Origin of the sequence: Streptomyces lucensis JCM 4490, assembly GCF_014650035.1 — a bacterium.
Taxonomy (GTDB): domain Bacteria; phylum Actinomycetota; class Actinomycetes; order Streptomycetales; family Streptomycetaceae; genus Streptomyces; species Streptomyces lucensis.
Genome location: NZ_BMUE01000002.1, coordinates 728,973 through 754,043 on the forward strand (window position 1 = coordinate 728,973; position 25,071 = coordinate 754,043).

The 25,071-nt window shown below is 73.6% G+C and carries 24 protein-coding genes; 15 read left to right on the top strand and 9 right to left on the bottom strand.

All coding sequences use genetic code 11. The features are described 5' to 3' along the window. Nucleotides 1–159 precede the first annotated feature (159 nt). The 4 genes from IE177_RS07440 (at nucleotide 160) to IE177_RS07450 (ending at nucleotide 4,144) form a co-directional block, all read left to right on the top strand. Complete coding sequence (locus IE177_RS07440) at nucleotides 160–486, top strand: nuclear transport factor 2 family protein (RefSeq protein WP_190013935.1); 327 nt, start codon at nucleotides 160–162, stop codon at nucleotides 484–486. 210 nt (nucleotides 487–696) lie between these two features. Then, complete coding sequence (locus tag IE177_RS07445; RefSeq protein ID WP_229815925.1) at nucleotides 697–1,929, top strand: D-alanyl-D-alanine carboxypeptidase family protein; 1,233 nt, start codon at nucleotides 697–699, stop codon at nucleotides 1,927–1,929. A gap of 249 nt (nucleotides 1,930–2,178) precedes the next feature. After that, nucleotides 2,179–2,307 carry a hypothetical protein gene (locus IE177_RS35360; RefSeq protein WP_268253155.1) on the top strand — a complete coding sequence of 43 codons (129 nt, stop codon included), beginning with the start codon at nucleotides 2,179–2,181 and terminating at the stop codon, nucleotides 2,305–2,307. 196 nt (nucleotides 2,308–2,503) lie between these two features. Beyond that, nucleotides 2,504–4,144: an alkaline phosphatase D family protein gene (locus IE177_RS07450; RefSeq protein ID WP_190013937.1), complete on the top strand. Its 1,641-nt coding sequence runs from the start codon at nucleotides 2,504–2,506 to the stop codon at nucleotides 4,142–4,144. Here IE177_RS07450 and IE177_RS07455 read toward each other — a convergent pair. Further along, entirely contained in the window at nucleotides 4,131–5,189 is a 1,059-nt protein-coding gene (locus tag IE177_RS07455; RefSeq protein ID WP_229815926.1) for a Gfo/Idh/MocA family protein, read from the bottom strand. The two genes, IE177_RS07450 and IE177_RS07455, sit on opposite strands and share 14 nt — an antisense overlap. A 90-nt stretch (nucleotides 5,190–5,279) precedes the next feature. On the opposite strand from IE177_RS07455, the gene IE177_RS07460 reads away from it, so the two are divergent. From IE177_RS07460 to IE177_RS07475, 4 genes are all read left to right on the top strand, one after another. Further along, entirely contained in the window at nucleotides 5,280–6,587 is a 1,308-nt protein-coding gene (locus IE177_RS07460) for a multidrug effflux MFS transporter (protein WP_190013938.1), read from the top strand. Then, entirely contained in the window at nucleotides 6,527–7,708 is a 1,182-nt protein-coding gene (locus IE177_RS07465; RefSeq protein ID WP_190013939.1) for a serine hydrolase domain-containing protein, read from the top strand. The genes IE177_RS07460 and IE177_RS07465 overlap by 61 nt, the downstream gene beginning before the upstream one ends. A 244-nt stretch (nucleotides 7,709–7,952) precedes the next feature. Beyond that, nucleotides 7,953–8,933 (top strand): small ribosomal subunit Rsm22 family protein, encoded by a 981-nt coding sequence (locus IE177_RS07470; protein ID WP_190013940.1) that lies wholly within the window; start codon nucleotides 7,953–7,955, stop codon nucleotides 8,931–8,933. A 285-nt stretch (nucleotides 8,934–9,218) separates the two neighbouring features. After that, nucleotides 9,219–9,947 carry a bifunctional DNA primase/polymerase gene (locus tag IE177_RS07475; RefSeq protein ID WP_190013941.1) on the top strand — a complete coding sequence of 243 codons (729 nt, stop codon included), beginning with the start codon at nucleotides 9,219–9,221 and terminating at the stop codon, nucleotides 9,945–9,947. A gap of 16 nt (nucleotides 9,948–9,963) precedes the next feature. Here IE177_RS07475 and IE177_RS07480 read toward each other — a convergent pair whose 3' ends face one another. Genes IE177_RS07480 through efeO form a run of 4 tightly spaced genes read right to left on the bottom strand, consistent with a single transcriptional unit; the run spans nucleotide 9,964 to nucleotide 14,218 of the window. Next, entirely contained in the window at nucleotides 9,964–10,956 is a 993-nt protein-coding gene (locus IE177_RS07480) for an SCO2278 family lipoprotein (protein WP_190013942.1), read from the bottom strand. Next, on the bottom strand, nucleotides 10,916–11,788 hold the full coding sequence (gene efeU / locus IE177_RS07485) for an iron uptake transporter permease EfeU (protein WP_190013943.1): 873 nt from the start codon (nucleotides 11,786–11,788) through the stop codon (nucleotides 10,916–10,918). Before efeU ends, IE177_RS07480 begins: the two co-directional genes overlap by 41 nt. A gap of 3 nt (nucleotides 11,789–11,791) precedes the next feature. Further along, nucleotides 11,792–13,060, bottom strand: coding sequence for an iron uptake transporter deferrochelatase/peroxidase subunit (gene efeB, locus IE177_RS07490; protein ID WP_190013944.1), 1,269 nt, complete (start codon nucleotides 13,058–13,060; stop codon nucleotides 11,792–11,794). 21 nt (nucleotides 13,061–13,081) lie between these two features. Further along, on the bottom strand, nucleotides 13,082–14,218 hold the full coding sequence (efeO, locus tag IE177_RS07495; protein ID WP_190013945.1) for an iron uptake system protein EfeO: 1,137 nt from the start codon (nucleotides 14,216–14,218) through the stop codon (nucleotides 13,082–13,084). 141 nt (nucleotides 14,219–14,359) lie between these two features. Here efeO and IE177_RS07500 point away from each other — a divergent pair, with 141 nt between their 5' ends. Next, nucleotides 14,360–15,004 carry a PhzF family phenazine biosynthesis protein gene (locus IE177_RS07500; RefSeq protein ID WP_190013946.1) on the top strand — a complete coding sequence of 215 codons (645 nt, stop codon included), beginning with the start codon at nucleotides 14,360–14,362 and terminating at the stop codon, nucleotides 15,002–15,004. Between the two features lie 22 nt (nucleotides 15,005–15,026). Here IE177_RS07500 and map read toward each other — a convergent pair whose 3' ends face one another. Beyond that, nucleotides 15,027–15,884: a type I methionyl aminopeptidase gene (gene map, locus IE177_RS07505; RefSeq protein ID WP_190013947.1), complete on the bottom strand. Its 858-nt coding sequence runs from the start codon at nucleotides 15,882–15,884 to the stop codon at nucleotides 15,027–15,029. Nucleotides 15,885–15,942: 58 nt separating this feature from the next. Between map and IE177_RS07510 the strand changes: the two genes are divergently transcribed. Then, nucleotides 15,943–16,176 carry a hypothetical protein gene (locus IE177_RS07510; RefSeq protein WP_190013948.1) on the top strand — a complete coding sequence of 78 codons (234 nt, stop codon included), beginning with the start codon at nucleotides 15,943–15,945 and terminating at the stop codon, nucleotides 16,174–16,176. Nucleotides 16,177–16,188: 12 nt separating this feature from the next. Here the strand turns inward: IE177_RS07510 and IE177_RS07515 are convergent, their stop codons facing one another. Then, the gene (locus tag IE177_RS07515; RefSeq protein WP_190013949.1) at nucleotides 16,189–17,457 is read right to left on the bottom strand and encodes an MFS transporter; all 1,269 of its coding nucleotides are present in this window, start codon (nucleotides 17,455–17,457) and stop codon (nucleotides 16,189–16,191) included. Between the two features lie 64 nt (nucleotides 17,458–17,521). Further along, nucleotides 17,522–18,118: a hypothetical protein gene (locus IE177_RS07520; protein WP_190013950.1), complete on the bottom strand. Its 597-nt coding sequence runs from the start codon at nucleotides 18,116–18,118 to the stop codon at nucleotides 17,522–17,524. A gap of 109 nt (nucleotides 18,119–18,227) precedes the next feature. On the opposite strand from IE177_RS07520, the gene IE177_RS07525 reads away from it, so the two are divergent. From IE177_RS07525 to IE177_RS07535, 3 genes are read left to right on the top strand one after another with little or no spacing between them, the layout of a single operon-like run. Next, the gene (locus IE177_RS07525; protein WP_190013951.1) at nucleotides 18,228–19,301 is read left to right on the top strand and encodes a sialidase family protein; all 1,074 of its coding nucleotides are present in this window, start codon (nucleotides 18,228–18,230) and stop codon (nucleotides 19,299–19,301) included. Nucleotides 19,302–19,338: 37 nt separating this feature from the next. Then, nucleotides 19,339–20,052, top strand: coding sequence for an NADPH-dependent F420 reductase (gene npdG, locus IE177_RS07530; RefSeq protein WP_190013952.1), 714 nt, complete (start codon nucleotides 19,339–19,341; stop codon nucleotides 20,050–20,052). Between the two features lie 4 nt (nucleotides 20,053–20,056). After that, nucleotides 20,057–20,299, top strand: a complete 243-nt coding sequence (locus IE177_RS07535) for a hypothetical protein (protein WP_190013953.1) — start codon at nucleotides 20,057–20,059, stop codon at nucleotides 20,297–20,299. Here IE177_RS07535 and IE177_RS07540 read toward each other — a convergent pair. Further along, entirely contained in the window at nucleotides 20,289–21,089 is an 801-nt protein-coding gene (locus tag IE177_RS07540) for a site-2 protease family protein (RefSeq protein ID WP_190013954.1), read from the bottom strand. The genes IE177_RS07535 and IE177_RS07540 overlap by 11 nt on opposite strands. 153 nt (nucleotides 21,090–21,242) lie before the next feature. Between IE177_RS07540 and IE177_RS07545 the strand changes: the two genes are divergently transcribed. Together IE177_RS07545 and IE177_RS07550 are read left to right on the top strand one after the other, a co-directional pair. After that, complete coding sequence (locus IE177_RS07545; RefSeq protein WP_190013955.1) at nucleotides 21,243–21,800, top strand: DUF6578 domain-containing protein; 558 nt, start codon at nucleotides 21,243–21,245, stop codon at nucleotides 21,798–21,800. A 14-nt stretch (nucleotides 21,801–21,814) separates the two neighbouring features. Further along, nucleotides 21,815–25,069, top strand: coding sequence for an AfsR/SARP family transcriptional regulator (locus tag IE177_RS07550; RefSeq protein WP_190013956.1), 3,255 nt, complete (start codon nucleotides 21,815–21,817; stop codon nucleotides 25,067–25,069). Nucleotides 25,070–25,071 lie beyond the last annotated feature (2 nt).

Consider the following 25,071-nt stretch of genomic DNA (forward strand, 5'->3'; position numbering starts at 1 on the left):
GACTCCCCAGCAGCAGATGAGCGGTCAGTGGTCAGCACTCAGTGGTCAGCAGGCGGCGGTCCTCCCTTGTGTTTCCACCGTCGCACCCTCCACACCACCGGGCCCGTCCTGGAGGGCGTTCGGGTGGCGGGGGCGGGGGCGCGGTGTGAGCCTGACGCCATGACGATTCAGCCAGCCAAGCTCAGCGACCCGGCCGTCCGGGCCTTCGTCAGCGCCGTGAACTCCCACGACCGCGAGCGTTTCCTGTCGTTGCTCGCGCCGGACGCGACCATGGCCGACGACGGTTCCGACCGCGACCTCGCCGAGTGGATCGACGGGGAGATCTTCTCGTCCCACGGCCACATGGAGGTCGACAACGAGTCGCGCGGAGGCCGCCGCATCCTCGCCCGCTTCCGCAACGACACCTGGGGCGAGATGCGCACCAAGTGGACCTTCACCGTCGAGGACGACGGGCGGATCTCCCGGTTCGAGACCGGGCAGGCCTAGCCGGATCGCGTTCGAGACCGGGCAGGCGTAGCCGGATCGCGGCGGATCGCCCAGGAACGCCTCGCCGGCGGGGTTTCGGGGCCCTTGGTGCGGGATGTGCGAGGGCTGAGAAAGCGGGCCGACTCATCGGATTCTCATAACGCGGCAAATTCCGGCCCGTACCGGCCTCCGGTCGTGAAGTCCCTGTTCGGCGCGGTGTACGGTCCCCGGGTGCGTGAATGTTCCCGGCTCAGCCGGCGTGCCGCCCTCGGGCTGGCCGCCGCCGCTCTTCCCCTGTCCACGGCCACCGAGGCCGCCGCGGCGACCGTCGTCGGCGGTGAGCGTCTGGCCCGCGGCGGCGTCCAGGTGCGCGGTGCCACCGGGCTGCCCAAGAAGCTCGACGCCCGCGCTTGGCTCGTCGCCGACGCCGCGAGCGGGGAGGTGCTCGCCTCGTTCAACGCGCACCGGCGCCTCGCGCCCGCGTCCACGCTGAAGATGCTGTTCGCGGACACCGTGCTGAGCAAGTTCGACAGCGCCCAGCGCTACAAGGTCACCGACGCCGATCTCGCCGACATCCCGGCCGGCTCCAGCCTCGTCGGCATCAAGCCCGGCATCACCTACACCGTCGAGCAGTTGTGGCAGGGCGTGTTCCTGCGCTCGGGCAACGACGCCGTGCACGTGCTCTCCCACATGAACGGCGGCGTCGCCAGGACGGTCGCCGAGATGCAGGCCAGGGCCGAGGACCTGCAGGCCCTGGACACCCATGTGGTCAGCCCCGACGGCTTCGACCACAAGGGGCAGCTCTCCTCGGCGTACGACCTCACGCTGTTCGCCCGCCACGGCCTGAAGGACGACGACTTCCGCCGCTACTGCGGCACGCGGACCGCCGACTTCCCGGCGGGCGGCAAGAAGACCTTCCAGATCCAGAACACCGACCGCCTGCTCACCGGGGCCTGGGGCCTGAAGACGTACGACGGACTCCTCGGCGTCAAGAACGGCTACACCAGCCATGCCGGCAACACGTTCACCGGCGCGGCCACCCGTGGCGGGCGGACCCTGCTGGTCACCGTCATGCACCCCACGGCCGGCGGCAACGCGGTCTACGAGCAGACCGCCGCACTGCTCGACTGGGGCTTCACGCACGGGCGTTCGGCCCAGCCGGTGGGCCTGCTCGTCGACCCGCTCAGCGAGGGCGGCGCGAGCGCGACGCCGGCGCCCCGGCACAAGACGGCCCGTGCGGCGGCCGGCGCCCCCGGCTCCGCGTCCGGCAAGAACTCGCCGTGGCATCTCGCGGAAGGCGCTGCCGGGACCCTCGCGCTGCTGGGGGCGGGGGTCTGGGCACTGCGCAGGCGGCGCGGCGCGGTCGTCGCCGCCCGGGCGGAGCGGCGGGCCGTGGCAAGGGCGGAGACGCGGGCGGACGCGCGGGCGGAGGCCCCGGAGTCCGGGGGCAGGCACCGGCGGTGAATGGTGCGGCGGCCGTTCCACCGGCCGGTGCGCACCCTGCGGTCGCCCGCGAGGTCCACCCCCAATGTCCGGCTCGGTGGAACGGCCGCCGCCTTCCCCCCTCGGGTGTGGCTGCGGAACTTTTGTGCTCCAAGTGTGAAGCTCGTGTGGAGGAAAGTTGAGCACATGAGCCCGATCATCCGCAATAGCGCGGATGTTCAAATTCCGCTTGTGTGAGCGGAGTCGGCCCGTGCGATGTGGGGCGTCGTCGTGCCCATCACCGCCGCCAACTGCACGTTCACCTTCAGCGCCGGCTCGGCCATGTGCCGCACGGGGCGCGCCGCGTCGGCCGCATCCGTCACCGGTTACGGGGTTACCGCCCCGTTCGCGATCACCTGAAGCGCCTCGGTGCGCGTCCGGTCCGTCACGCCGGCCGCCGTTGGTGGTCGCGGTCCCCGGCGAGGGCGCCGGCCCGGCACCCGGAACCGGCCATTCCGACACCCGAACGTCATGAGTCTGGCAAGTCCCGGCCTTGTCAGGGTTGTTCGGCCCCTGTCAACTGCCCCCTGCATCCATCGTGACAGGGGAGGACCGGATGACACCCGCAGCACACCCGTCCCAGCACGCCCCCGAACTGCGCGCGGCCGCCCGCCACTTGAACCGCCGCCGCTTCCTGACCGTCACCGGCGCCGCCGCCGCGCTCGCCTTCGCCGTGAACCTGCCCGCCGCCGGCACCGCGGCCGCCGCCGAGTTCGACGCCCGCAAGATCGCCGACGACCCCTTCACGCTGGGCGTGGCCTCCGGCGACCCGCTGCCCGGCTCCGTCCTGCTGTGGACGCGGCTGGCTCCGCAGCCGTACCAGCCCGACGGCGGACTGCCCGCGCAACGCGTCACCGTGCACTGGGAACTGGCCCACGACGAGGACTTCCGCCGGATCGTCAGACGCGGCACCGCCACCGCCCACCCCGAGTTCCTCCACACCGTCCACGTCGAGGTCCCCCACCTGGGCGCGGACCGCGTCTTCCACTACCGCTTCCGCGCCGGCGACTGGGTCAGCCCCACCGGCCGCACCCGCACCGCCCCGCCGCCCGGCGCCGACCCCGCCGGGCTCACCCTGGCCGCCGTCTCCTGCCAGGCCTACGCCGACGGCTACTACACCGCCTACCGGCACCTCGCCGAGGACGACGTCGACGTCGTCTTCCACCTCGGCGACTACCTCTACGAGTACGCCGTCAACGCCACCGGCAACTCCCGCAACTACACCGACCGCACCCTCCCGGCCCTCTTCAACCACGAGACGGTGACGCTGGAGGACTACCGGCTGCGCTACGCCCTGTTCAAGTCCGACCCGGACCTGATGGCCGCGCACGCCGCACACCCCTTCGTGGTCACCTGGGACGACCACGAGACCGAGAACAACTACGCCGACGACACCCCCTCGGACAACGGCGACCCGGAGGAGTTCCTGCTGCGCCGCGCCTCCGCCTACCGCGCCTACTGGGAGAACCAGCCCCTGCGCCGCCCCCAGCGGCCCGACGGCCCGGACATGCAGCTCTACCGCCGCCTGCACTGGGGCCGGCTCGCCCAGTTCGACGTGCTCGACACCCGCCAGTACCGTTCCGACCAGGCCTACGGCGACGGCGCCCAGCTGCCCGGCCCCGACATCGACGACCCGGCGCGCACCATGACCGGCGCCACGCAGGAGAGGTGGCTGCTCCACGGCTGGCGCACCTCGCGGGCCCTGTGGAACGTCGTGCCGCAGCAGGTCACCTTCTCCCAGCGCAAGCTCGACCTCAACCCGGTCGCCAAGCTGTCGATGGACGCCTGGGACGGCTACCGGGCCTCCCGGCGCCGCATCCTGGACGGCGTGAAGGACACCGGCATCGAGAACCTGGTGATCCTCACCGGTGACGTGCACGTCGGATACGCCTTCGACGTCAAGGACGACTTCGACGACCCCGGCTCCCGCACCCTCGGTACGGAGATCGTCGCCACCTCCGTCACCAGCGGCAAGGACGGCTCCGAGAAGCCGTCCAACTGGAACACCTACATGGCCGCCAACCCGCACCTGAAGTTCTACAACGGCCGGCGCGGCTACACGACCGTCGCGCTCGGCCCCGAGCAGGCGCGGGCCGACTTCAAGACCGTGCCGTACGTGACCCGCACCGGGGCGCCGGTCACCACGGCCGCGTCCTTCGTGACGGAGGCGGGGGAGCCGGGTCTCAAGCCGGCGTGAGCGACGGCTCGCCCGTCTCCCCGGTGAACTCGTCCTCGTCCCCCGGGTAGCGGACGCCGACGCGGTCCCGGATCGCGTCGAGCGTCCGCATCACGGCCAGCGTGCCGTCCAGCGGCACCAGCGGCGACTCCCTCTCGCCCGCGCGCAGCGCCCGCATCACCTCGACGGCCTCGTGCCGCATCGTGGTCCGCGGCCCGTCGGCCGGGTCGGCGGTGAACTCCTCGGGGTCACGGCCGTCGCGGTGCAGCACGAACCGCTCGGGGTGGAAGAAGCCGGACGGCACGTCGATCCGGCCGCGCGAGCCGGTCACCGACGCCGTGCCGCCCGTGCCGCCCATGATCGAGCAGTGCAGCGCGGCGACGGCACCGCGGTCCCAGGACAGCAGGGCGCCCGTCTGGAGGTCGACGCCCTCCGGCGAGAGCACCGCGCTCGCCGTGACGCCGTCCGGCTCACCCAGCAGCAACTGCGCGAACGACACCGGGTACACGCCCAGGTCCAGCAGCGCCCCGCCGCCGAGCGCCGGGTCCCGCAGCCGGTGCGCGGCCGGGAAGGGGCCGGCCAGCCCGAAGTCCGCCTGGACCGTGCGGACTTCACCGATCGCCCCGTCCTCCACCAGTCCCTTGAGCCGCCGGACCAGCGGATTGCAGTACATCCACATCGCCTCCATCAGGAAGCGGTCGTGCTCCCGCGCCAGCGCGACGAGTTCCCCGGCCTCGCGCAGGTTCAGCGTGAACGGCTTCTCGCACAGCACGTGCCGGCCCGCCCGCAGGCACAGCCCGGCCGCCGCCCGGTGCGCCGAGTGCGGCGTGGCGACGTAGACGACGTCGACGTCCCCGTCCGCCGCCAGCGACTCCCAGTCGCCGTACGCCCGCTGAGCCCCGAACCGTTCGGCGAACGCCCGCGCCGGCCCGGACCGCCGCGAGGCCACCGCCACGATCTCCGCGTCCGGCAGGTCGACCAGATCCGCGGCGAACGCCGCCGCGATCCTGCCCGTCGCCAGAATCCCCCACCGCACGCGCTCGACCATCGACCCACCCTCGCTCATGTGTACCCCGGCAGTGTGTACGAGCTGAGAGCATAGGTGCCGACTCGTGTCAGCGCGGGCGATCCAGCGGGGCGCACAGAGGGAGGGCACATGCCGGAGCACACGGCCGCACCGACACCGGAGAGGGAGCACGGACCCACCGGCCAGGCGCCGCCGGCCACCGCGGCGCGCCCCGCCGGCCCGCTCGTCACCCTCCTGCTCGGCGGCCTCACCGCGACGACCCCGCTCGCGATGGACATGTACCTCCCGTCCCTGCCGCAGGTCACCCGCTCCCTGCACGCCCCCGCCGTCACCGTCCAGCTCACCCTCACCGCCTGCATGGCGGGGCTGGCGCTCGGACAGCTGGTCGTGGGGCCCATGAGCGACCGCTGGGGCCGCCGCCGTCCCCTGCTCACCGGCCTCGCCGTCTACCTCGCCGCCACCGCCCTGTGCGCCGTCGCGCCCGACGCCCGGACCCTCATCGCCTTCCGGCTGGTGCAGGGCCTCGCCGGCGCGGCCGGAGTGGTCATAGCCCGGGCCGTCGTACGCGACCTGTACGACGGCGTCGCCATGGCCCGTTTCTTCTCCACCCTCATGCTGATCTCCGGGGCCGCACCCATCGTGGCGCCGCTCATCGGCGGGCAGATCCTGCGGGTGACCGACTGGCGCGGCGTGTTCGTGGTGCTCACCGCGGTCGGCGCCGTCCTCGCCGGCCTCGTCTGGCTGCGGCTGCCGGAGACCCTGCCGCCCGACGAACGGCACGGCGGCGGAGTGGGCCAGGCCCTGCGGTCCATGCGCGGCCTCCTCGCCGACCCGCCCTTCACCGGATACATGCTCGCGGGCGGCTTCGCCTTCTCCGCGCTGTTCGCCTACGTGAGCGCCTCCCCCTTCGTCGTCCAGGAGATCTACGGCGCCTCCCCGCAGACCTTCAGCCTGCTGTTCGGCCTCAACTCCGTCGGCCTGGTCGCCGCCGGGCAGCTCAACGGCAAGGTGCTGGTCGGCCGGGTCAGCCTGGACAAGGTGCTCGCCACCGGCCTGACGGTCATCGTGCTCGCCGCGACCGCCCTGCTGCTGATGTCCGCCGGCGTCTTCGGGAAGACCGGCCTCGTCCCCGTCGCCGCCGCGCTCTTCGTCCTCATGTCCGCGATGGGCATCACCCTGCCCAACGCCCAGACCCTCGCCCTGCTGCGCACCCGGCACGCCGCAGGCTCCGCCTCCGCGCTCCTCGGCACCTCGTCCTTCCTGGTCGGCGCGGTCGCCTCGCCGCTCGTCGGCGTCGCCGGCGAACACACCGCCGTGCCCATGGCCGTCGTCCAACTCACCGGATCACTGGTCGCGGCGGCCTGCTTCGTGGTTATGTGCCGTCCCTGGAACACGCGCGCGACCGCACGTGCGGGGTCGGAGGGAGACGAGAACTGAGCACACCCAGACTGCGCGCGGACACACCGGCACGAGCCGGGCTCGACCCCGTGGAACTCGGGCACATGGCCGACGAGGTGCACGCCCTGACCGCCGGGGTGCGCCCCTGGGCGGCCGGCGCCGTCGTGCTGGCCGGCCGCGGCCCCGTGATCGCCCTCGCCGAGGCCGCCGGCTGGGCGGTGCGCTACGCCTCCTACGACCCCGGGACCGGCGCCGGGGTGGAGCTGCCGCCCGCCGCCCGGGTCCCGGCCACCGTCGGCACACCCTTCGACCTGGCCTCACTCACCAAGCTGTTCACGTCCGTCGCCGCCGTGCAGCAGGTCGAACGCGGCACCCTCGGCATGGACGCCCGGGTCGGCGACTACCTCCCCGACTTCCGCGCCGCCGCCGACCACGGCGTCACGGTACGGCAGCTGTTCACCCACACCTCCGGGCTGCGCCCCGAACTCCCGCTGTACGACTGCCCGGACGACGAGGCCCGGACGGCCATGCTGCGGGCTGAGGCACCGGCCGCGCCACCCGGCACGTACCTGTACTCGGACCTGAACATGCTCCTGCTGCAACGGGTGCTGGAGCGCATCACCGGCCGCGCCCTGGACGTCCTCGTCCAGGACGGCATCACCCGGCCGCTCGGCATGACCGCCACCGCGTTCGGGCCGCTGCCGGGCGCGGCGGCCACCGAGGACCAGCGGCGGCCGTGGGCCAAGGCCGAGCGGGGCATGCTGCGGGGCGTGGTCCACGACGAGAACGCCTGGGCGCTCGGCGGGGTCGCCGGGCACGCGGGCCTGTTCTCCACCGCCCGCGACCTGGCCGTCTTCTGCCGGACCCTGCTCGCCGGCGGCGCCTACGGCCCCGCGCGCATCCTCGGCCCCGACTTCGTGGAGCTGCTGTTCACCCCGCCGGGCCTGGGCTTCGCCCTGGACCAGCCCTGGTTCATGGGCGAACTGGCGGGCCGGGGCGCGGCGGGCCACACGGGCTTCACCGGCACATCGCTGGTCCTGGACCGGGCGACCGACACCTTCCTCGTCCTGCTGGCCAACACGGTGCACCCGCGCCGCCGTGCCCCGGACAGCAGGCCCAGAGCGGACCTGGCCACCCACCTGGCGAGAGCGGTGATCTGACCGGCTCCGCGGGCGGACGGCGCGGGGCCGGTCAGGCCCCACGCCGCGGCCGACCCAGGCCCCGTCGTCGAACGCCCGCCTGCCCCGCGACGCCATGCACGCACTCTCGCCGTACCGGGCCCAGGCCCGAGTACATCCCGTACGAGGACCAGCACCCGGCACGCCGAGAGCACGCACCCGACGCCGCGAGGCCCGCCCTCCGGGCGGACGCCGGGAGTATGACGACAGGGCCTAGAATTCCCGGGTGAACGACCCCCTCCGTACCGCGCTGGCCGAGCTGCTCGACGGGCTGCCGCCCACGGACGTGGCCCGCGCCGTGGACCGGCTGATCGCCAACTACCGCGGAGCCACCCCCACCGACGCGCCGATCCTGCGCGACCGGGCCGACGTGGCCGCCTACGCCGCCTACCGCATGCCCGCCACCTTCGAGGCGGTGCGCTCCGCGCTGGAGGCGTTCGCGGCGGCCGTGCCCCACTGGACGCCCGGCAGCCACACCGACGTCGGCGGCGGCACCGGCGCCGCCACCTGGGCCGTCGCGGCGACCTGGCCCGGCGGGCGTGGCGTCACCGTGCTGGACTGGGCGGAGCCCGCGCTCGCCCTCGGCCGGGAGATCGCCGCCGCCCACCCGGACCTGAGGGACGCCCGCTGGCAGCGCGCCCGGATCGGCGCGGGCCTCACCCTCGCCACCACCGACCTCGTCACGGTGTCGTACGTCCTCAACGAGCTGTCCGAGGCCGACCGCGCGATCCTCGTCGACACCGCCGCCGGCGCCGCGCAGGCCGTCGTCGTCGTCGAGGCCGGCACCCCGGCCGGATACGCCCGCGTCATCGAGGCCCGCGACCGCCTGATCCGGGCCGGGTTCCACGTCGCCGCGCCCTGCCCGCACAGTGCGGCCTGCCCGATCGTGCCCGGCCAGGACTGGTGCCACTTCTCCGCCCGGGTCGGCCGCTCGTCCCTGCACCGCCAGGTCAAGGGCGGCGCGCTCGCCTACGAGGACGAGAAGTTCAGCTACGTCGCCGCCACCCGGCTGCCCGTCGAGCCCGCCCCCTCCCGGGTGGTCCGGCGCCCGCAGATCCGCAAGGGCCAGGTGCTGCTCGACCTGTGCGAGACCGACGAGCGGCTGAGCCGTACCACCGTCACCAAACGCCACGGCGACCTGTACAAGGCGGCCCGGGACGCCGACTGGGGCGACGCCTGGCCGCCGCACGGCGACGCCGCGCCGTAGCCGGGCGCGGCAGCCGCACGTCCGGCCCGCCGTGGGGAAGCGAGCCCCCGCCGTGATCCGCGGCGGCGGAGGTCCCGCCGGGCGGTCCGCGCCGGGTGCACCGCCACCGGTGGACGGTCCGCCCGCCGGCCCCCAGGACGCACCCCGCGGCAGCGCCCCGGGTGTGAGGCGGGTCTCCCCGGCGTCCCACCGTTCCCCCCGCATGCCCCCGAAGCGCATGAAGATGGGACGATAAGGCATGCTGTCCGCACACCAGCGAGGCGAGCACGGGACCGAAGGGGTTAGATGAGCGCGACGTTCGGCGGCCGGAGCGGCCGGCAGGGCAGACTCTCCCAGTGGCTGCGTGGACGCCGCCCGAAGGACACCGCCGACGACGGCGGCCGTGAGGCCCTGCTGCTCGCCGCCGCCGGAGCGGGCCTGCCGCTCGCCCCCGCCGCGCACCCCGCACCCGGCTACGGCTGCTCCTGCGACCGCGTCGGCTGCCCCACCCCGGGCCGGCACCCGGTGTCGTTCGCCTGGCAGACCCAGTCGACCACCGACCGCGCCCAGATCGAGCGCTGGGCCCGCCACCAGCCGCAGGCCAACTTCGTCACCGCGACCGGCATGGTCCACGACGTCCTCGACGTGCCCCTGGAGGCCGGCCGAGAGGCCCTGGAGCGGCTGCTCGACGCCGGTGTCGAGGTCGGCCCGGTCGCCGAGAGCGACGACGGCCGCATGGCGTTCTTCACCCTCACCCGCGGCACCCCCGAGGACGAGGACGAGTGGTGGCCCTGTGAGCTGGACTGCCACCCGGAGACCATGGACGAGCACCCCGGCCTGCGCTGGCACTGCCGCGGCTCCTACGTCCTCGTACCGCCCGCACGGCTGCCCGGCGACGACAGGTGGGTGCGCTGGGCGCGCGGCCCGGAGCATCCGCTGCCGGACCCGCTGACCCTGCTGGAGGCGCTCACCGACGCCTGTGCCCGGTACGCGGGATCCGGCCACCCGGGCACTCCCTGGCCGCTGCGCCACTGACGCCGGGACCGCCGCCTCAGCCGCCCTGCGCGGACGTCAGCCCCTGCACCCGCCCCAGCAGCCGCACCGGACCGCTGCCGGCCGGCACGAGCGCGGACTCGTTGGCGATCGACTCCAGCGTGAGGGACTGCTTCACCTCGCCCTTCGTCAGGGCCAGCACGTCCTTGTTGGGCACCGGCACCGAGGTGCCCGCGGCGGCGGTCTGCTTCTCGTAGTGGTGCGTGGTGAAGAACACCAGCGCCCCGCCGTCCGCCGTGCGCAGCGCGAGCGGCGCGTAGTCGCCGTGGGTGAGTGGCTCGTCGATGAACTGCCGGACCAGGCCCGGCCGCTTGGCGGCCTTGGCGCGGTCCGCGCGCAGACCGCTGGTGTTCCGGCCGTCCGCGAAGGCCTCCCCGCCGTCCTTCAGGTACGTCACGTACTTCCGGCTCAGCTCCTCGGGCCGCACCGCCAGCCGAGCGGAGCCGGCCGGCACGGCCTCGGCCCAGCCGTCCCCGTCCGTTTTGAACGCCGGTACGGTGCCGGGCACCGCGAGCGTCAGGTAGGACACCTGCCAGCGCTCGTTCAGGCCGTAGCGGGTGAACACCAGCAGCCAGCGGAAGTCGCCGCCCTTGTTGCCCTTGGCGTCGGCGACGAACCAGCGGGGCCAGCCGGCCTTCTTGGGGATCGTGAACTTCGGGTCCGTCAGCTTGAGCGCGGTGTGGTCGGCGTTGCCCGCGGGGCTGTTGGCGTGGCCCGCCTTCAGCCGTGCGGCGTCGATGTCGGAGAGCGCGCCGGTGACGTAGGGGGCGTCCAGGGAACTGTCGTAGGCCTCGTCGGCCTTGTTGTACGCCTGGGTGAACGCGGCGAGCGCCTTGGCAGCCTCGGCGCGTGTGGTGGCGGGCAGCTCCACGCGCTCCCCGTGCACCACCACGCATCCGCTCGCGGTCAGCGACATAGCGGTCAGCGAGGCCGCTATGAGTGCGTTACGGTCACGCCGGCGAAGCCGTCGACGGCTGCTTTCCCTGGTCATCGGGCTCCTTCACCTTCCCCTTCCCGGAGGCGAACCCTACCGGGGCGAGGAAGATCGCGAGCGTCGGGACCAGGTACAGCAGCCACACCGTGATCTGCACGACCGTCGGGTCCGGCTGGAAGTTGAATACGCCCTTGAGCAGGGTGCCGTACCAGCTGTCCGGCGGGATGGCGCCGCTGATGTCGAAGGCCAGGTGGTTGATGCCCGGGATCCAGTCGGCCTCCTGCAGGTCGTGGAAGCCGTACGCCAGCACGCCCGCCGCGACCACGACCAGCATGCCGCCGGTCCAGGTGAAGAACTTCGCCAGGTTGATCCGCAGGGCGCCGCGGTAGAACAGCCAGCCGAGCAGGACCGCGGTCGCGAGGCCGAGGGCGACGCCGACCAGCGGGCGCGGGGTGCCGTCGGAGGCCGCGTGCACCGACGCCCACACGAACAGCGCGGTCTCCAGGCCCTCCCGGCCGACGGCGAGGAACGCGGTGGCGACCAGCGCGCCCGTGCCCATGGCGAGGGCGGCGTCCAGCTTGCCGTGCAGCTCCGACTTCAGGTGCCGGGCGGTGCGCCGCATCCAGAACACCATCCACGTCACCAGGACGACGGCGACGACGGACAGCGAGCCGCCGAGCGCCTCCTGCGCCTGGAACGTCAGCTCCTGCGAGCCGAACTCCAGGGCGCAGCCGAAGCCCATCGCGATGGCGACCGCGATGCCGATGCCGATCCAGATCGGCCGCAGGGCGTCCCGGCGGCCGGTCTTGACCAGGTAGGCGATCAGGATGCAGACGACGAGCGACGCCTCCAGGCCCTCGCGCAGGCCGATCAGGTAGTTGGAGAACACGGGCTACGCCTCCTTCGAGAACAGCGCGCGGCCCCACCAGTCGCCGGAGTCCCGGACGCCGGGGGGAACCGCGAAGACCGCCGAACCCACGTGCTGGATGTACTCGTTGAGCGCGTCGTGCGCGGACAGCCGGCGCTGCAGCGGGATGAACCCCTCGCGCACGTCGCGCTGGTAGGCCAGGAAGAACAGGCCCGCGTCGAGACGGCCGAGGCCGTCGGTGCCGTCCGTGAAGGAGTAGCCGCGGCGCAGGATGGTGATGCCGCCGTTGGAGTCGGGGTGCGCGAGCCGCACGTGCGCGTCCGGCTTCATCGCCTTCAGGAACGGCTTGTCGTGCTCCTTGGCCTTGCCGACCGGTGCGCCCTCGCCCTTGTCCCGTCCGAAGATGTCCTCCTGCTCCTGCAGGGGGGTGCGGTCCCACGTCTCGATGTTCATGCGGATGCGACGGGCGACGAGGTAGGAGCCGCCCGTCATCCAGGCGTCGCCGTCGCCGCCGTCCCCGTCGCCGACCCACACGTGCTTCTTCAGGCGGTCGCTCTCCGTCCCCGCGATGTTGCGGGTGCCGTCCTTGAAGCCGAACAGGTTGCGCGGGGTCTGCGCCCCCGGGGTGGTGGAGGAGGTCTTGCCGAAGCCGAGCTGGGACCAGCGCACGGCGACCTTTCCGAAGCCGATGCGGGCCAGGTTGCGGATGGCGTGCACGGCGACCTGCGGGTCGTCGGCGCAGGCCTGGACGCACAGGTCGCCGCCGGTGCGGGCCCTGTCCAGGTTGTCCCCGGGGAACGCGGGCAGGTCGGCCAGGGCCGCGGGCCGCCTGCCGTGCAGTCCGAACTTGTCGAACAGCGACGGCCCGAAGCCGATCGTGAGCGTCAGCCGGGACGGCTTGAGGCCCAGCGCCTCACCGGTGTCGTCCGGAGGGGCCTCGGCGAGTCCGCCGTAGGCGCCCTCGCCGACCGGCCTGCCCGCGGTCATCCGCCGGGCCGCCTCCGTCCAGTCCTTGAGCATCTGCACGAACTCGGCGCGGTCGTCGGTCTTCACGTCGAACGCGGCGAAGTGCAGCCGGTCCTGCACCGGGGTGGCGATGCCGGCCTGGTGGGCGCCGTGGAACTCCACCGCGCCGCCCATGTCGGCGGCGGCCGGGTCCACGTCGTTGCCGACCTCGGCCATCGCCATCGCGCCACCGGCCGCCGCGGCGCCCAGGGCGAGCCCGGCACCGCCCCAGCCGATCAGCGCCCGGCGCGACGGACTGCCGCCCTTGGTCTCCTGCGTCTCGGTCATCGCCCTGCCCCTGTCCCGCGCTTACTTCACGACCGTGGCGGCGAGCTTGGACAGCGGCTCGGCGAGCGCGTTCACCGCGTCCGACAGCTCCTTCTGCTGCTCCTTGCCGACCTTGTCGTAGGTGACGAAGTCGTAGGAGTCCTTGTCGGAGCGGTACTTGTCCAGCAGCGTGCCGAGCGCCGCGAACTGCTTGTCCAGCTCCTTGGCCAGTGCCGGGTCGTTCTTCGCGGCGACGGGCCTGAGCAGCTCGTAGGCCTTCTGCGCGCCCTCGACGTTGCCCTTGAAGTCGACCAGGTCGGTGTGCGAGTAGAACTCCTCCTCGCCGGTGACCTTGCCCTTGGCGACCTCGTCCAGCAGCTCCTTGGCGCCGTTGGCCATGGAGGTCGGGGTGATCTCGGCCTTGCCGACCCGCTTCTGCCAGTCCTTCAGGTCGGCGAGGAGCCGGTCGGCGAGGGTCTTCTCCTCGGCGCCCACCTTCTTGTCCTCCCACAGCGCCTGCTCCAGGCGGTGCCAGCCGGTCCACTTCTGCCCGGCCTCCAGGTCGGGCTTGCGGATGTCGACCTTGGGGTCGATGTCACCGAAGGACTCGGCGACCGGCTCGGTGCGCTCCCAGCCGAGACGGGAGGGCGCGTAGGCCTTCTTGGCGGCGTCGACGTCGCCGTCCTTGACGGCCTTCACGAAGGTCTCGGCCAGCGGCAGCGTGGCGTCGGCCTGGTCCTGCACGTACTGCCGGTAGTCGGCGACGGCCTTGTCCAGCTTCGGGTCGCGCTCGGCGGACGTGCCGCCGCCGGTCACGGTGAGCTTCTGCCGCACGCCGTGGCCCTTCATGCCCGGCCGGCAGGCGATCTCGTACGCCCCGGCCTTCACCTCGGCGGTCAGCGTGTACTTGGTGCCCGGCCCGATGTTCTCCTTCTCGGAGACGATCCGGTCGTCGGGGAAGAGGATCTCGACCTCGGTGGCCCTGGAGCCCGTGTTCTCGATCTTCAGCGTGACCTGGCCCGCCGGTACGGACTTGGTGGAGGTCTTGCACGTGGAGTCGGCGGCGGTGACCCGGATGGCGTCGCCGTCCTTGGCATCGCTCTTCGCGGTGCAGGCCGGCAGGGCGGTCAGAGCGGCCGCGGTCGCGGCGGCGGTGACGGTCAGTCGGACGGCTCGCATGCAGGCTCCAAGCGGATCTGATCTGGGGGCGCTCTGGTGAGGCTCACCTAACTTACATGAGGCTTACCTCACCCATACCCGTGCGGGTCGTGATTCAGCTCTCACGCGAAAGCGGTGGACGAGCGATGTTTCAATTCCGTAGTGACTGACTACGACGTACTGCGCGTCTTCTGCGGGCCGGGCGGAGGCTACGGCAACGAGCTCGGCGTCGTCCGGGACGGCTCCGTGCTGCCCGAGCCGGGCGAGCGGCAGGAGCTGGCAGCCAAGCTCGGCTTCAGCGAGACCGTGTTCGTGGACGATCCCGAGCGCGGCGTGATCGACATCTACACCCCCACCCTGCGGCTGCCGTTCGCCGGTCACCCCTGCGTCGGCACCGCCTGGCTGCTGGACGTACCCGAGCTGGTCACCCCGGCCGGGCTCGTCGGGACCCGGCTGGACGGGGAGTTCAGCTGGATCGAGGCCCGCGCGGAGTGGGTCCCGCCGCGCACCCTGCGCCAGTACGCGAGCGCCGCCGAGGTGGACGCGCTCGACGTGCCGCCGAAGGGGGAGTGGATCTACGCCTGGGCGTGGGAGGACGAGGCGGCCGGCCGCGTCCGCGCCCGCGCCTTCCCGGGCCGCGACGACGGCATCGACGAGGACGAGGCGACCGGCGCGGCCGCGCTGCTGCTGACCGACCGGCTGGGCCGCGCCCTGAACATCGCCCAGGGCGCGGGGTCCCAGATCCTCACGGCGCCCCAGCCGCACGGCTGGACCGAGGTCGGCGGACGGGTCCTCCTGGAGCGCTGACGCGCCGGACGCGGCCCAGGGCCTACGGCAGGGTGAGGATGTCCGCGCCGGTCTCCGTGACGACCAGCGTGTGCTCGAACTGGGCGGTCCGCCTGCGGTCCTTCGTCACGACCGTCCAGCCGTCCTCCCACATGTCGTACTCGTGGGTGCCCAGCGTCAGCATCGGCTCGATGGTGAAGGTCATGCCCGGCTGCATGACCGTCGTGGCGTGCGGGCTGTCGTAGTGCGGGATGATCAGCCCCGAGTGGAACGACGAGTTGATGCCGTGACCGGTGAAGTCACGGACGACCCCGTAGCCGAAGCGCTTGGCGTACGACTCGATGACCCGGCCGATGATGTTGATCTGCCGGCCGGGCTTCACGGCCTTGATCGCGCGGTTGAGGGACTCGCGGGTGCGCTCCACCAGCAGCCGCGACTCCTCGTCCACCTCGCCGACGAGGTAGGTGGCGTTGTTGTCGCCGTGCACCCCGCCGATGTACGCCGTCACGTCCAGGTTGACGATGTCGCCGTCCCTGAGCACGGTCGAGTCCGGGATGCCGTGGCAGATGACCTCGTTGACGCTGGTGCACAGCGACTTGGGGAAGCCCCGGTAGCCCAGCGTCGACGGATAGGCGCCGTGGTCGCACATGTAGTCGTGGGCGACCTTGTCCAGCTGGTCCGTGGTGACTCCGGGCGCGATGATCCTCGCGGCCTCCTCCATCGCCCGCGCGGCGATGCGGCCGGCGACGCGCATCGCCTCGACGGTCTCCGGCGTCTGCACCTCGGGCCCGGTGTACGGCGCCGGCGCGGGCTTGCCGACGTACTCGGGACGGCGGATGTTGCCGGGGACGGAACGGGTGGGAGACAGCTCCCCTGGTACGAGCAGCGACTGGCCAGACATACCGGCGAGTCTATCCAGCGGACATGGGGGAACATGTCGGTGGCGAGAGGAGCTGCCCATGGCCCTGTTCAAGAAGCGCACCGCCGGCAAGCCGGGCGAGTGGTACTACTGCCTGGAGCACAAGAAGGTCGAGGAGGGCCCGGACTGCCCGGGCCGGGACCGTTTCGGCCCGTACGCCTCCCGGGAGGAGGCGCAGCGCGCGATGGACACCGCCCGCGAGCGCAACCTGGAGTGGGAGAACGACCCGCGCTGGCACGACGCCCCCGCCGCCGGCCCGGCCGACGAGGAGTGATCAGCCCCCGGTTCACACCCGCGCCGCGGCGCGCCGCTCGCGCATCCGCACCGCGTGCTCGTTGGTCCGGGCGTCGTACGTCATGAGTCCCGGCAGGCACAGCGCGAGCAGCCCCACGGCGCCCGCGCACGCCAGCCCGCCGGACCAGACCGAGGCCCGTACCCCGGCCCACGCGGCGAGGCCGCCGGCCCTGACCTGGCCGAGCGTCGGTCCGACCGAGTAGGACAGCAGCTCGATCCCGGCGAGCCGCCCGCGCAGCTCGTCCGGGATCGTCTGGTTCCACATCGCGGCCCGGAAGACCCCGCTGACCATGTCGAACCCGCCGCCGACGGTGAGGAACAGCAGGACGAGCCACACGTTCCCGCAGACGCCGGCCGCCGCTACCGCGAGACCCCAGCCGGCGGCCGCCAGCACCACCATCAGCCCGTGCCGCCGCACCCGCGAGGTCCAGCCGCTGGTCAGACTCACCAGCAGGGCTCCGGCCGGCAGGCTCGCGTACATCAGCCCGAGCGACCACTCGGCGTGCAGCTCGTCGGCGAGGAACGGCAGCACCGCGAGCGGCATGGCCAGGAACATCGCCGCGAGGTCCACCGCGTACGTGCCGAGCAGTTCCTTGCGGCTCCAGGCGTAGCGGGCCCCCTCGGCGACGGCCCGCAGCGACGGCTTCGCGGCCTCGTGGGAGGCGGGGGAGGGGGCGATCCGCACGATGTACGCCAGCGAGACGGCGAACGTCAGCAGGTCGGCGGCGTACGCCCAGCCCAGCCCCGCGTAGGCGACGACCACGCCCGCGAGCGCCGGCCCCGCGACGCCGCCGACGGTCCAGCGCAGCGAGTTCAGCGAGGCCGCGGCCGGCATGTCGTCGTGGGCGACGAGCCGCGGCCACAGGGAGTCGAGGGCCGGGCGCTGGACGGAGGCCAGCGCGGAGGAGAGCGCGGCGACGGCGTACAGCGGCCACACAGCCGGGTGCGGCAGCAGGGCGTTGACCAGCAGAGCCGCGCTGAGCAGGCCCTGCCCTCCTTCCGTCCACACGATGAGCCCGCGCTTGTCGAGGGCGTCGGCGAGGGCGCCGCCGTAGAGACCGCACAGGATGAGCGGCAGCAGCTCCACGGCGCCGATCGCGCCGACCGCCGCCGCTGAGCCGGTCAGGTCCTTCAGCTGGACGGGGAGCGCGACGAAGGTCAGGAAGCTGCCGAAGTTGCTGATCAGGCCGGACTTCCACAGACGGCGGAAGTCGTGGGAGGCCTTCCAGGGGGCCAGGTCGGGAAGGAGGTCACGAAGCACAAGGGGTCATGCTCGGCCCGCGATCCGACCCTGGGCAACCGCTTTTCGGTCGCCGTCCGGCACGTCACCAGGGTGCCGGCGGCGGTGCCGTGAGGATGTCCGCCAGGCGCGACAGGCGGTCCCGGAAGCGCCGGCCGCCTCTCGGAGTGCCCCCGTTCTCCCCGGCCGCCGCGCTGACCAGGTGCTGCACGCTGTCCAGGTCCAGCTCCGCGCCCTCCGGCACGGCCAGCGTGTCATGGGCCAGCCCGGCCAGCTCGCCCCCGCCCGCGCCCAGCGCCAGCACCGTCACCCCGGCCCGCCGGGCGTCGTGCACCCGCTCCAGCAGCGGCGCGGGCTCGTCGGGCGCCACGACCAGCAGGGTCTCGCCGCGCCGCGCCGCCGCGATCCGGCCCGGGCCGACGGCCAGGTGCGCGGGGTCGGACGGGCACGCGTGGTGCCGTACCAGCGTCGGCGCCAGCTCGGGCGTGCCCGACCAGGCCGCCTCGTCCACCAGGTGCGCGGCCAGGTGCCACGGCTCGTACGCGGGCGTGCCGACCAGCAGCAGCCCGCCGCCGCGCGCCACCACCGACCCGCGCAGCACCCCCGCGAACCTCCGGGTGGCATCCACCCACTCGGTCCCGGCGAGCACCTCCCGCAGCAACGCGACCCGTACGGCGTCCATGCGCCCGCATCCTGCCGCAACAGGTGACTCGTGATGCGGAGTTCACCTCGAATTCGCCCGAACCGGGGATGGGTGACGGACCGTGCCCGTCCGCGTGAGGAGCCGCCCGATGACCGATGTGACCGTCCCCTTCCGCGCGGGCCACGAGGGGTACGCCGGTTTCCGGATCCCCGCCGTCGTCGCCACCCGCGCCGGGACCCTCCTCGCGTTCTGCGAGGGCCGGGTCGCCTCCGCCGCCGACCACGGGCACATCGACATCGTGTGCAAACGGTCCACCGACGGCGGCCGCACCTGGGGCCCGCTGCGCGTCGCCGCGGACAACGGCACGGACCTCGCCGGCAACCCCGCCCCCGTCGTCCTCGACACCGGCCGCGTCCTGCTCGTGCACGTGCGGGCGGCGGCCGGCGCCACCGAGGCCGCCATCCTGCGCGGACAGGTGAAGGACGCCGACGGGCGGCGCGTGTGGGTGCGGCACAGCGACGACGACGGAGTCACCTGGTCCCGGCCGAAGGAGATCACCGCGCAGGTGAAGAAGCCCGGCTGGCGCTGGTACGCCACCACCCCCGGGCACGCCCTCCAGCTGCGCGGCGGACGCGTCCTCGTCCCCGCCAACCACACGCTGCCGCCCACCGGCTCCGACACCGGCGCCGAACCGAAGTACAACAGCGGCCACTGCCTGCTCAGCGACGACCGGGGCGAGCACTGGTACCTCGGCTACCTCGACGAGAACACCGACGGCTACGTGAACGTCAACGAGACCACCGCCGCCGAACTCCTGGACGGCCGCGTCTACTTCAACACGCGCAACGACGCCCCGTCCCCCGGCAACCGCGCCGACGCCCACTCCAGGGACGGCGGGAGGACCCTCGTCAAGCCCTTCCGGCCGCAGGCGGGGCTCACCGCCCCGGTCTGCGAGGCCGCCGTCCTCCAGCTCCGCGACCCCGACCTGCTCCTGTTCTCCGCCCCGGCCGACCCCGCGGCCCGCGCCCTGATGACCCTGCGGGCCTCCACCGACGGCGGCACCACCTGGCGCACGGCGTACACCGCCGACGGACTGCCCGCCGCCTACTCCGACCTGGTCCGCGTCGACCGGGACACCGTCGGACTGCTCTACGAGACGGGCGACTTCGGCCCGTACGAGACGATCACCTTCCGCCGGGTGCCCGTGCACCGGCTGGTCTGAGCCGATGCGGGCACGGCGGCGGACGTAGAGTCGGCCCATGACCTCTACCGACAGCGCACAGACCCCCGCGAAGGCCCCCGCCAAGGACCCCTGGGACCTGCCCGACGTCTCCGGGTACGTCGTCGGCGTGCTCGGCGGCACCGGCCCGCAGGGCAAGGGCCTCGCCCTCCGCCTCGCCCGGGCCGGCCAGAAGGTGATCATCGGCTCCCGCGCCGCGGAGCGCGCCCGGGCCGCCGCGGAGGAACTCGGCCACGGCGTCGAGGGCGCCGACAACGCCGAGACCGCGCGCCGCAGCGACATCGTGATCGTCGCCGTCCCGTGGGAAGGCCACGGCGACACGCTGAAGTCCCTGCGCGAGGAACTCGCCGGCAAGCTCGTCGTGGACTGCGTCAACCCGCTCGGCTTCGACAAGAAGGGCGCCTACGCGCTGAAGCCGGAGGAGGGCAGCGCCGCCGAGCAGGCCGCCGCCCTGCTGCCGGACTCCCGGGTCACCGCCGCCTTCCACCACCTGTCGGCCGTCCTGCTCCAGGACCCGGAGACCGAGCGGATCGACACCGACGTGATGGTGCTCGGCGAGGAGCGCGCCGACGTGGAGACCGTGCAGGCGCTGGCCGGGCGCATCCCCGGCATGCGCGGCGTCTTCGCGGGCCGGCTGCGCAACGCCCACCAGGTGGAGTCGCTGGTCGCGAACCTGATCTCCGTCAACCGCCGGTACAAGGCACACGCCGGGCTCCGCGTCACGGACGTATGAGCCCATGGGGGACACTGGTCGGCGTAGCAGTGTCCCCCGACAGGAGCCGAGCCCCATGCCCCGCATCGCCCTCTACACGCTCGTCGTCTGCGTCCTCGCCGTGGCCGCGGCGGTCGTCTCGTTCGTCCAGGGCAGCTGGCTCGGGATCGTCTGGGTGCTGCTGGCGGGCCTGACGTCCAACATGACCTTCTACTACGTCAAGCGCGGCCGCACCGGCGGCGGACCGGGCAAGTCCGTCACGGGCTGACCAGGCAGCCCTCGGGCGTGCCCTCCCAGAACCGGTACAGCCAGTAGCCGCAGTCCGAGGAGAGGACGTCGACGCCCAGCCCGCGCAGGATCGCGTCGACGGCGTCGAAGAACGCGTGGTTGACCGCCGGCAGGTACAGCAGCGCGAACACGAACAGCAGGCCGAACGGCGCGAACGGCTCCACCTGCCGCTTCACCCGGTACGACAGCCACGGCTCGATCACGCCGTAGCCGTCCAGGCCCGGCACCGGCAGGAAGTTCAGGATCGCCGCCGTCACCTGCAGCAGCGCGAGGAACGCCAGCGCGTACCGGAACCCGCGCGGGACGCCGTCCAGCGCGTGCAGCCAGAACGGGGCGGTGCACACCGCGGCGAACAGGGCGTTCGTCAGCGGGCCCGCCGCCGAGATCAGACTGTGCCGCCAGCGGCCCCGGATGCGGCCGCGCTCGATGAACACCGCGCCGCCGGGCAGACCGATCCCGCCCATGATCACGAACAGCACCGGGAGCACGACGCTCAGCAGCGCGTGCGTGTACTTCAGCGGGTTCAGCGTGAGGTAGCCCTTCGCCCCGACCGTGATGTCCCCGCCGTGCAGGGCCGTGCGCGCGTGCGCGTACTCGTGCAGGCACAGGGAGACGATCCAGGCGGCGGTCACGAACAGGAACACCGCGACGCCCGGCTGCGCCGCGAACCCCGTCCACGTCGCCCAGCCGGTCACCGCCGTCACGGTCACTATTCCGACGAACACGGGACTGACCCGGCGATCGCCGTGGCGGGTGGTGGCGGTGGTCATGGGCGGGCTCCTGTGCGGCCGGGAACGGGTCGGGACTGCGACCGTACCGGCCGCGCACCTGCGGGGAAACTGCGACCGTACCGGCCGCGCACCCGCCGGGAAAACGTCTCGCGGCGGCCGCCCGGTTCCTGGAAGGCTGGAGCGATGCCGCGGATGAGGGTGTTGTACGAGGACTGGCAGATGGGGTGCTGCGGCACACCGTTCACGGTGGGCGACGAGGTGGCCTGGAAGCTGGTCGCCGTCGACCGCCCGGACCGGCAGGGCGACCACCACGGCGCCGACGCGTGGGTGGAGAACCACGGCGGCCCGGACCGGCCCACCACCGGCCGCGTCCACGCCATCGAGCTGGTGCACCAGGAGTACACCGCCCACCACGACCCGCTCACCGTCGAACCGGCCGAGCCGCGGTCCGGGGGCCTGGTCTTCCGCTCGACCGGGCGAGCCCTGGAACCGGTGCCCGGCGCACGGACCCTGGAGCCGGTCGAGCGCTGCCCGAAGTGGTTCGACGAGTTCGAGGAGGAGGAGCAGCCGCCCCGGCGGGTCCCGTTCCGCGTCCGCCGCGCCGTCGGCGCCCTCGTCACCCTGGACGTCCGGGACCTCACACACGTCCTGCACGTCCCGGACGACCCCGACGCCGAGGACGACGGGGACGACGGGGACGCCGACGGCGAACCGGACGGCGCGCCGCCGCAACCCGGTGACCCCCGCTGACCGCACCGGAGACAATGGACCCCGTGCGCTATCGGCTGCTCGGCCCCACCCAGGCAATACGCCCCGACGGCACGGCCGTCCCGGTCGGCGGGGCGCGGCTGCGCGCCCTGCTGAGCGTGCTCGCCCTGCGGGCCGGCCGCACCGTGCCGGTCGGCGTGCTCGTCGACGAGGTGTGGGACGGCGACCCGCCCGCCGACGCCGGCGGCGCGCTCCAGGCGCTCGTCGGCCGGCTGCGGCGCCTCCTCGGCGCGGACGCCGTCGCCTCTGCGGAGGGCGGCTACCGGCTCACCGCCGCACCCGACGACGTCGACCTCGCCCGCTTCGACCGGCTCACCGGCGACGGCCTGAGCGCCCTCGCCGACGGCGACCCGGCCAAGGCCGCCGCCGTCCTCGACGACGCCCTCGCCCTGTGGCAGGGCCCCGCCCTCGCCGACCTGCCCGGCCACACCGCCGAGGCGGCCCGCTGGGAGACCCGCCGCCTCGACGCCCTGCGCGCCCGGCACACCGCCGCCCTCGCCCTCGGGCAGGCCGATCGGTCACTGCCCGAGCTGACCGCCCTGTGCGACAGCCATCCCCTCGACGAGCCGCTGCAGGCGCTGCGGCTGCGCGCCCTGCGCGACGCAGGCCGCCCCGCCCAGGCGCTCGCCGGATACGAGGACGTACGCCGGCTGCTCGCCGACCGGCTCGGCTCCGACCCCGGCCCCGAACTGCGCGCACTGCACGCCGAGCTGCTGAGCCAGCCGCCCCCGGACACCCGGCCCGAGCCACGCCCCGGCAACCTGCCGGCCCGGCTCACCTCCTTCGTCGGCCGGGAGACCGACATCGATGCCATCGGCGCCGACCTCGCCGCGGCCCGTCTCGTCACCCTGCTCGGGCCCGGCGGAGCCGGGAAGACCCGGCTGTCGCAGGAGGCCGCCGAGGCGGTACGGCACACCGTCCGGGACGGGGTGTGGCTGGCCGAACTGGCCCCCGTGGACGACCCGGATGCCGTGCCGCAGGCCGTGCTCACCGCGATCGGCGCCCGCGAGACCGTGCTGCACGGCGCCGGCGTCGACAGCATGCGCGCGGTCACCGACCGGCACGACCCCGTCGACCGGCTCGTCGAGCACTGCGCCCGGCGCCGCATGCTGATCATTCTCGACAACTGCGAGCACGTCGTCGAGGCCGCCGCCCGGCTGGCCGAGCGGCTCCTGGCCCGCTGCCCCGGCCTGACCGTCCTCGCGACCAGCCGCGAACCGCTCGCGGTGCCCGGGGAGCTGGTGCGGCCGGTGGAACCACTGCCCGAACCGGTCGCGCTGCGGCTGCTCGCCGAGCGCGGCGCGGCGGCCCGCCCCGGCTTCCGGGTCCAGGACGACCCCGAGGCGTGCGCCGAGATCTGCCGGCGGCTCGACGGACTGCCCCTCGCCATCGAACTCGCCGCGGCCCGCCTGCGCATGCTCACGCCCCGCCAGATAGCGGACCGCCTGGACGACCGCTTCCGGCTGCTCACCTCGGGCAGCCGCACCCTGCTGCCCCGCCAGCAGACCCTCAGAGCCGTCGTGGACTGGTCCTGGGAACTGCTGGACACCGAGGAGCGGGACGTCCTCGCCCGGCTGTCCGTCTTCGCCGGCGGCTGCGACCTGGCCGCCGCCGAGGCGGTGTGCGGCCCCGTCGCCCTGGACGCGCTCGGCTCCCTGGTCGACAAGTCCCTGGTGGTGGCCACCCCCGGCGCGGACGGCGGGATGCGCTACCGGCTGCTGGAGACCGTCGCCGAGTACGCCGCCGAACGGCTCGACGAGGCCGGCGGCCGCGCCGCGGCCGAGCGCGCCCACCTCACGCACTACCGCGAACTCGCCCGCACCACCGAGCCGCTGCTGCGCGGCCCCGAACAGCGTGCCGCCATCGACCGGATGCAGCGGGAGTACGAGAACCTGCGCACCGCCCTGCGGCACGCCGTCGCCCTGCGCGACGAACAGGAGGCGCTGTGCCTGGTGCTGTCCCTGCAGTGGTTCTGGCAGATGCGCGACCAGCGCGTCGAGGTCCGCGGCTGGTGCCTGGAGGTCATGGCGCTCGGACCCGACCCGTTCACCGAACCGGTCCGCCGCGCCCTCCCGGTGTGGCGGCGGCCGACCGACAGCCCGCCCCCGTACACCGGCGAGGTGCTGCTGGAGGCCCGGCGCGGCGTCCACCTGAGTCATCTCGCCACGATGGACACCGAGATGGAGGCCTGGCAGACCCCCGAGGCCCAGGCCAAGCTGCGCGTCATCACCCAGGTCTACGAGCCCGGTCTGCCGCAGACCTGCCGCGCCCCGGGCATGCTGTGGTTCTTCGCCGAGATGCTGACCAGCGGCGTGGACCGGCTGCGCACCATCGTCGACGCCGCCGTGCGGACCTGCCGGGAGACCCCCGGCTACGAGTGGGAGCTGGCCGGCGCCCTCCAGCTGCGCGCCAACCTCCTCGCCAACCGCACCGCCTGGGCCGGCAGCGCCACCCGTGACGCCGACGAGGCGCTGGAGATCTACCGCCGCCTCGGCGACGGCTGGGGCACGGCCGAGGCGCTGTCCGCGCGCGGCGAGGCCCGCGAGCGCAAGGGCGCCTACGCGGAGGCCGCCGCCGACTACCAGTCCGCCGTCGAGTACGCCGAACGCCTGGGCGCCCGCGTCCAGGCCGCCGCCCTCCGCGCCCGCCTGGGCAACGTGCTCCTGGAGGCGGGCGAGCCCGAACGCGGGGAGCGGCTGCTCCGGGACGTCATCGCCAGCCAGGAGGGCGCCCACAACGAGGCCATGCCCACCGCACGGCTCTACCTCGCCTACTGGCTCGGCCTGACCGGCCGCACCGCCGAGGCACGCGGGCAACTGACGACCCTGCGCGAGGAGTTCAAGATCGCCCACTTCGCCGTCTTCGACGCCCTCATCCTCAGCCAGGAGGCCTGGGTGGACGCGCTCGACGACCGGATCGAGGAGGCGCTGACCCGGGTGCGCAAGGCACTGCGCCACGCCGCGGACCCGCTGTCCCAGGCGATCACCCCGCACCTGCACTGCCTGTGCCTCGCCATCGCCGCCATGGCCCTGGCCCACGCCGGCGGCGGTGACCGCGCCGCCGACGCCGCCCGCTGCCTGGCCGCCGCCGACGCCCTGCTGCCGCCCGGCCACATCCCCTCGGGCCTGGAGCGCCGGATGCGCGACATGACCGAGGCCCGGACGAGGGCGGCGCTCGACGAGCGGTCGTACGAGGCGGCGTACGCCGAGGGCGGTGGCCTCTCCCTCGCGGAGGCCACCGCCCTGGTCTGACG

What these genes read in the sequence shown, in the direction of transcription:
- IE177_RS07440 (WP_190013935.1), top strand. Translation starts at nt 160, where the DNA reads ATGACGATTCAGCCAGCCAAGCTCAGCGACCCGGCCGTCCGGGCCTTC.
- IE177_RS07450 (WP_190013937.1), top strand. Translation starts at nt 2,504, where the DNA reads ATGACACCCGCAGCACACCCGTCCCAGCACGCCCCCGAACTGCGCGCG.
- IE177_RS07455 (WP_229815926.1), bottom strand. Translation starts at nt 5,189, where the DNA reads ATGAGCGAGGGTGGGTCGATGGTCGAGCGCGTGCGGTGGGGGATTCTG.
- IE177_RS07460 (WP_190013938.1), top strand. Translation starts at nt 5,280, where the DNA reads ATGCCGGAGCACACGGCCGCACCGACACCGGAGAGGGAGCACGGACCC.
- IE177_RS07475 (WP_190013941.1), top strand. Translation starts at nt 9,219, where the DNA reads ATGAGCGCGACGTTCGGCGGCCGGAGCGGCCGGCAGGGCAGACTCTCC.
- IE177_RS07480 (WP_190013942.1), bottom strand. Translation starts at nt 10,956, where the DNA reads ATGACCAGGGAAAGCAGCCGTCGACGGCTTCGCCGGCGTGACCGTAAC.
- efeB (WP_190013944.1), bottom strand. Translation starts at nt 13,060, where the DNA reads ATGACCGAGACGCAGGAGACCAAGGGCGGCAGTCCGTCGCGCCGGGCG.
- efeO (WP_190013945.1), bottom strand. Translation starts at nt 14,218, where the DNA reads ATGCGAGCCGTCCGACTGACCGTCACCGCCGCCGCGACCGCGGCCGCT.
- map (WP_190013947.1), bottom strand. Translation starts at nt 15,884, where the DNA reads ATGTCTGGCCAGTCGCTGCTCGTACCAGGGGAGCTGTCTCCCACCCGT.
- IE177_RS07510 (WP_190013948.1), top strand. Translation starts at nt 15,943, where the DNA reads ATGGCCCTGTTCAAGAAGCGCACCGCCGGCAAGCCGGGCGAGTGGTAC.
- IE177_RS07520 (WP_190013950.1), bottom strand. Translation starts at nt 18,118, where the DNA reads ATGGACGCCGTACGGGTCGCGTTGCTGCGGGAGGTGCTCGCCGGGACC.
- IE177_RS07525 (WP_190013951.1), top strand. Translation starts at nt 18,228, where the DNA reads ATGACCGATGTGACCGTCCCCTTCCGCGCGGGCCACGAGGGGTACGCC.
- npdG (WP_190013952.1), top strand. Translation starts at nt 19,339, where the DNA reads ATGACCTCTACCGACAGCGCACAGACCCCCGCGAAGGCCCCCGCCAAG.
- IE177_RS07535 (WP_190013953.1), top strand. Translation starts at nt 20,057, where the DNA reads ATGGGGGACACTGGTCGGCGTAGCAGTGTCCCCCGACAGGAGCCGAGC.
- IE177_RS07540 (WP_190013954.1), bottom strand. Translation starts at nt 21,089, where the DNA reads ATGACCACCGCCACCACCCGCCACGGCGATCGCCGGGTCAGTCCCGTG.
- IE177_RS07545 (WP_190013955.1), top strand. Translation starts at nt 21,243, where the DNA reads ATGAGGGTGTTGTACGAGGACTGGCAGATGGGGTGCTGCGGCACACCG.
- IE177_RS07550 (WP_190013956.1), top strand. Translation starts at nt 21,815, where the DNA reads ATGGACCCCGTGCGCTATCGGCTGCTCGGCCCCACCCAGGCAATACGC.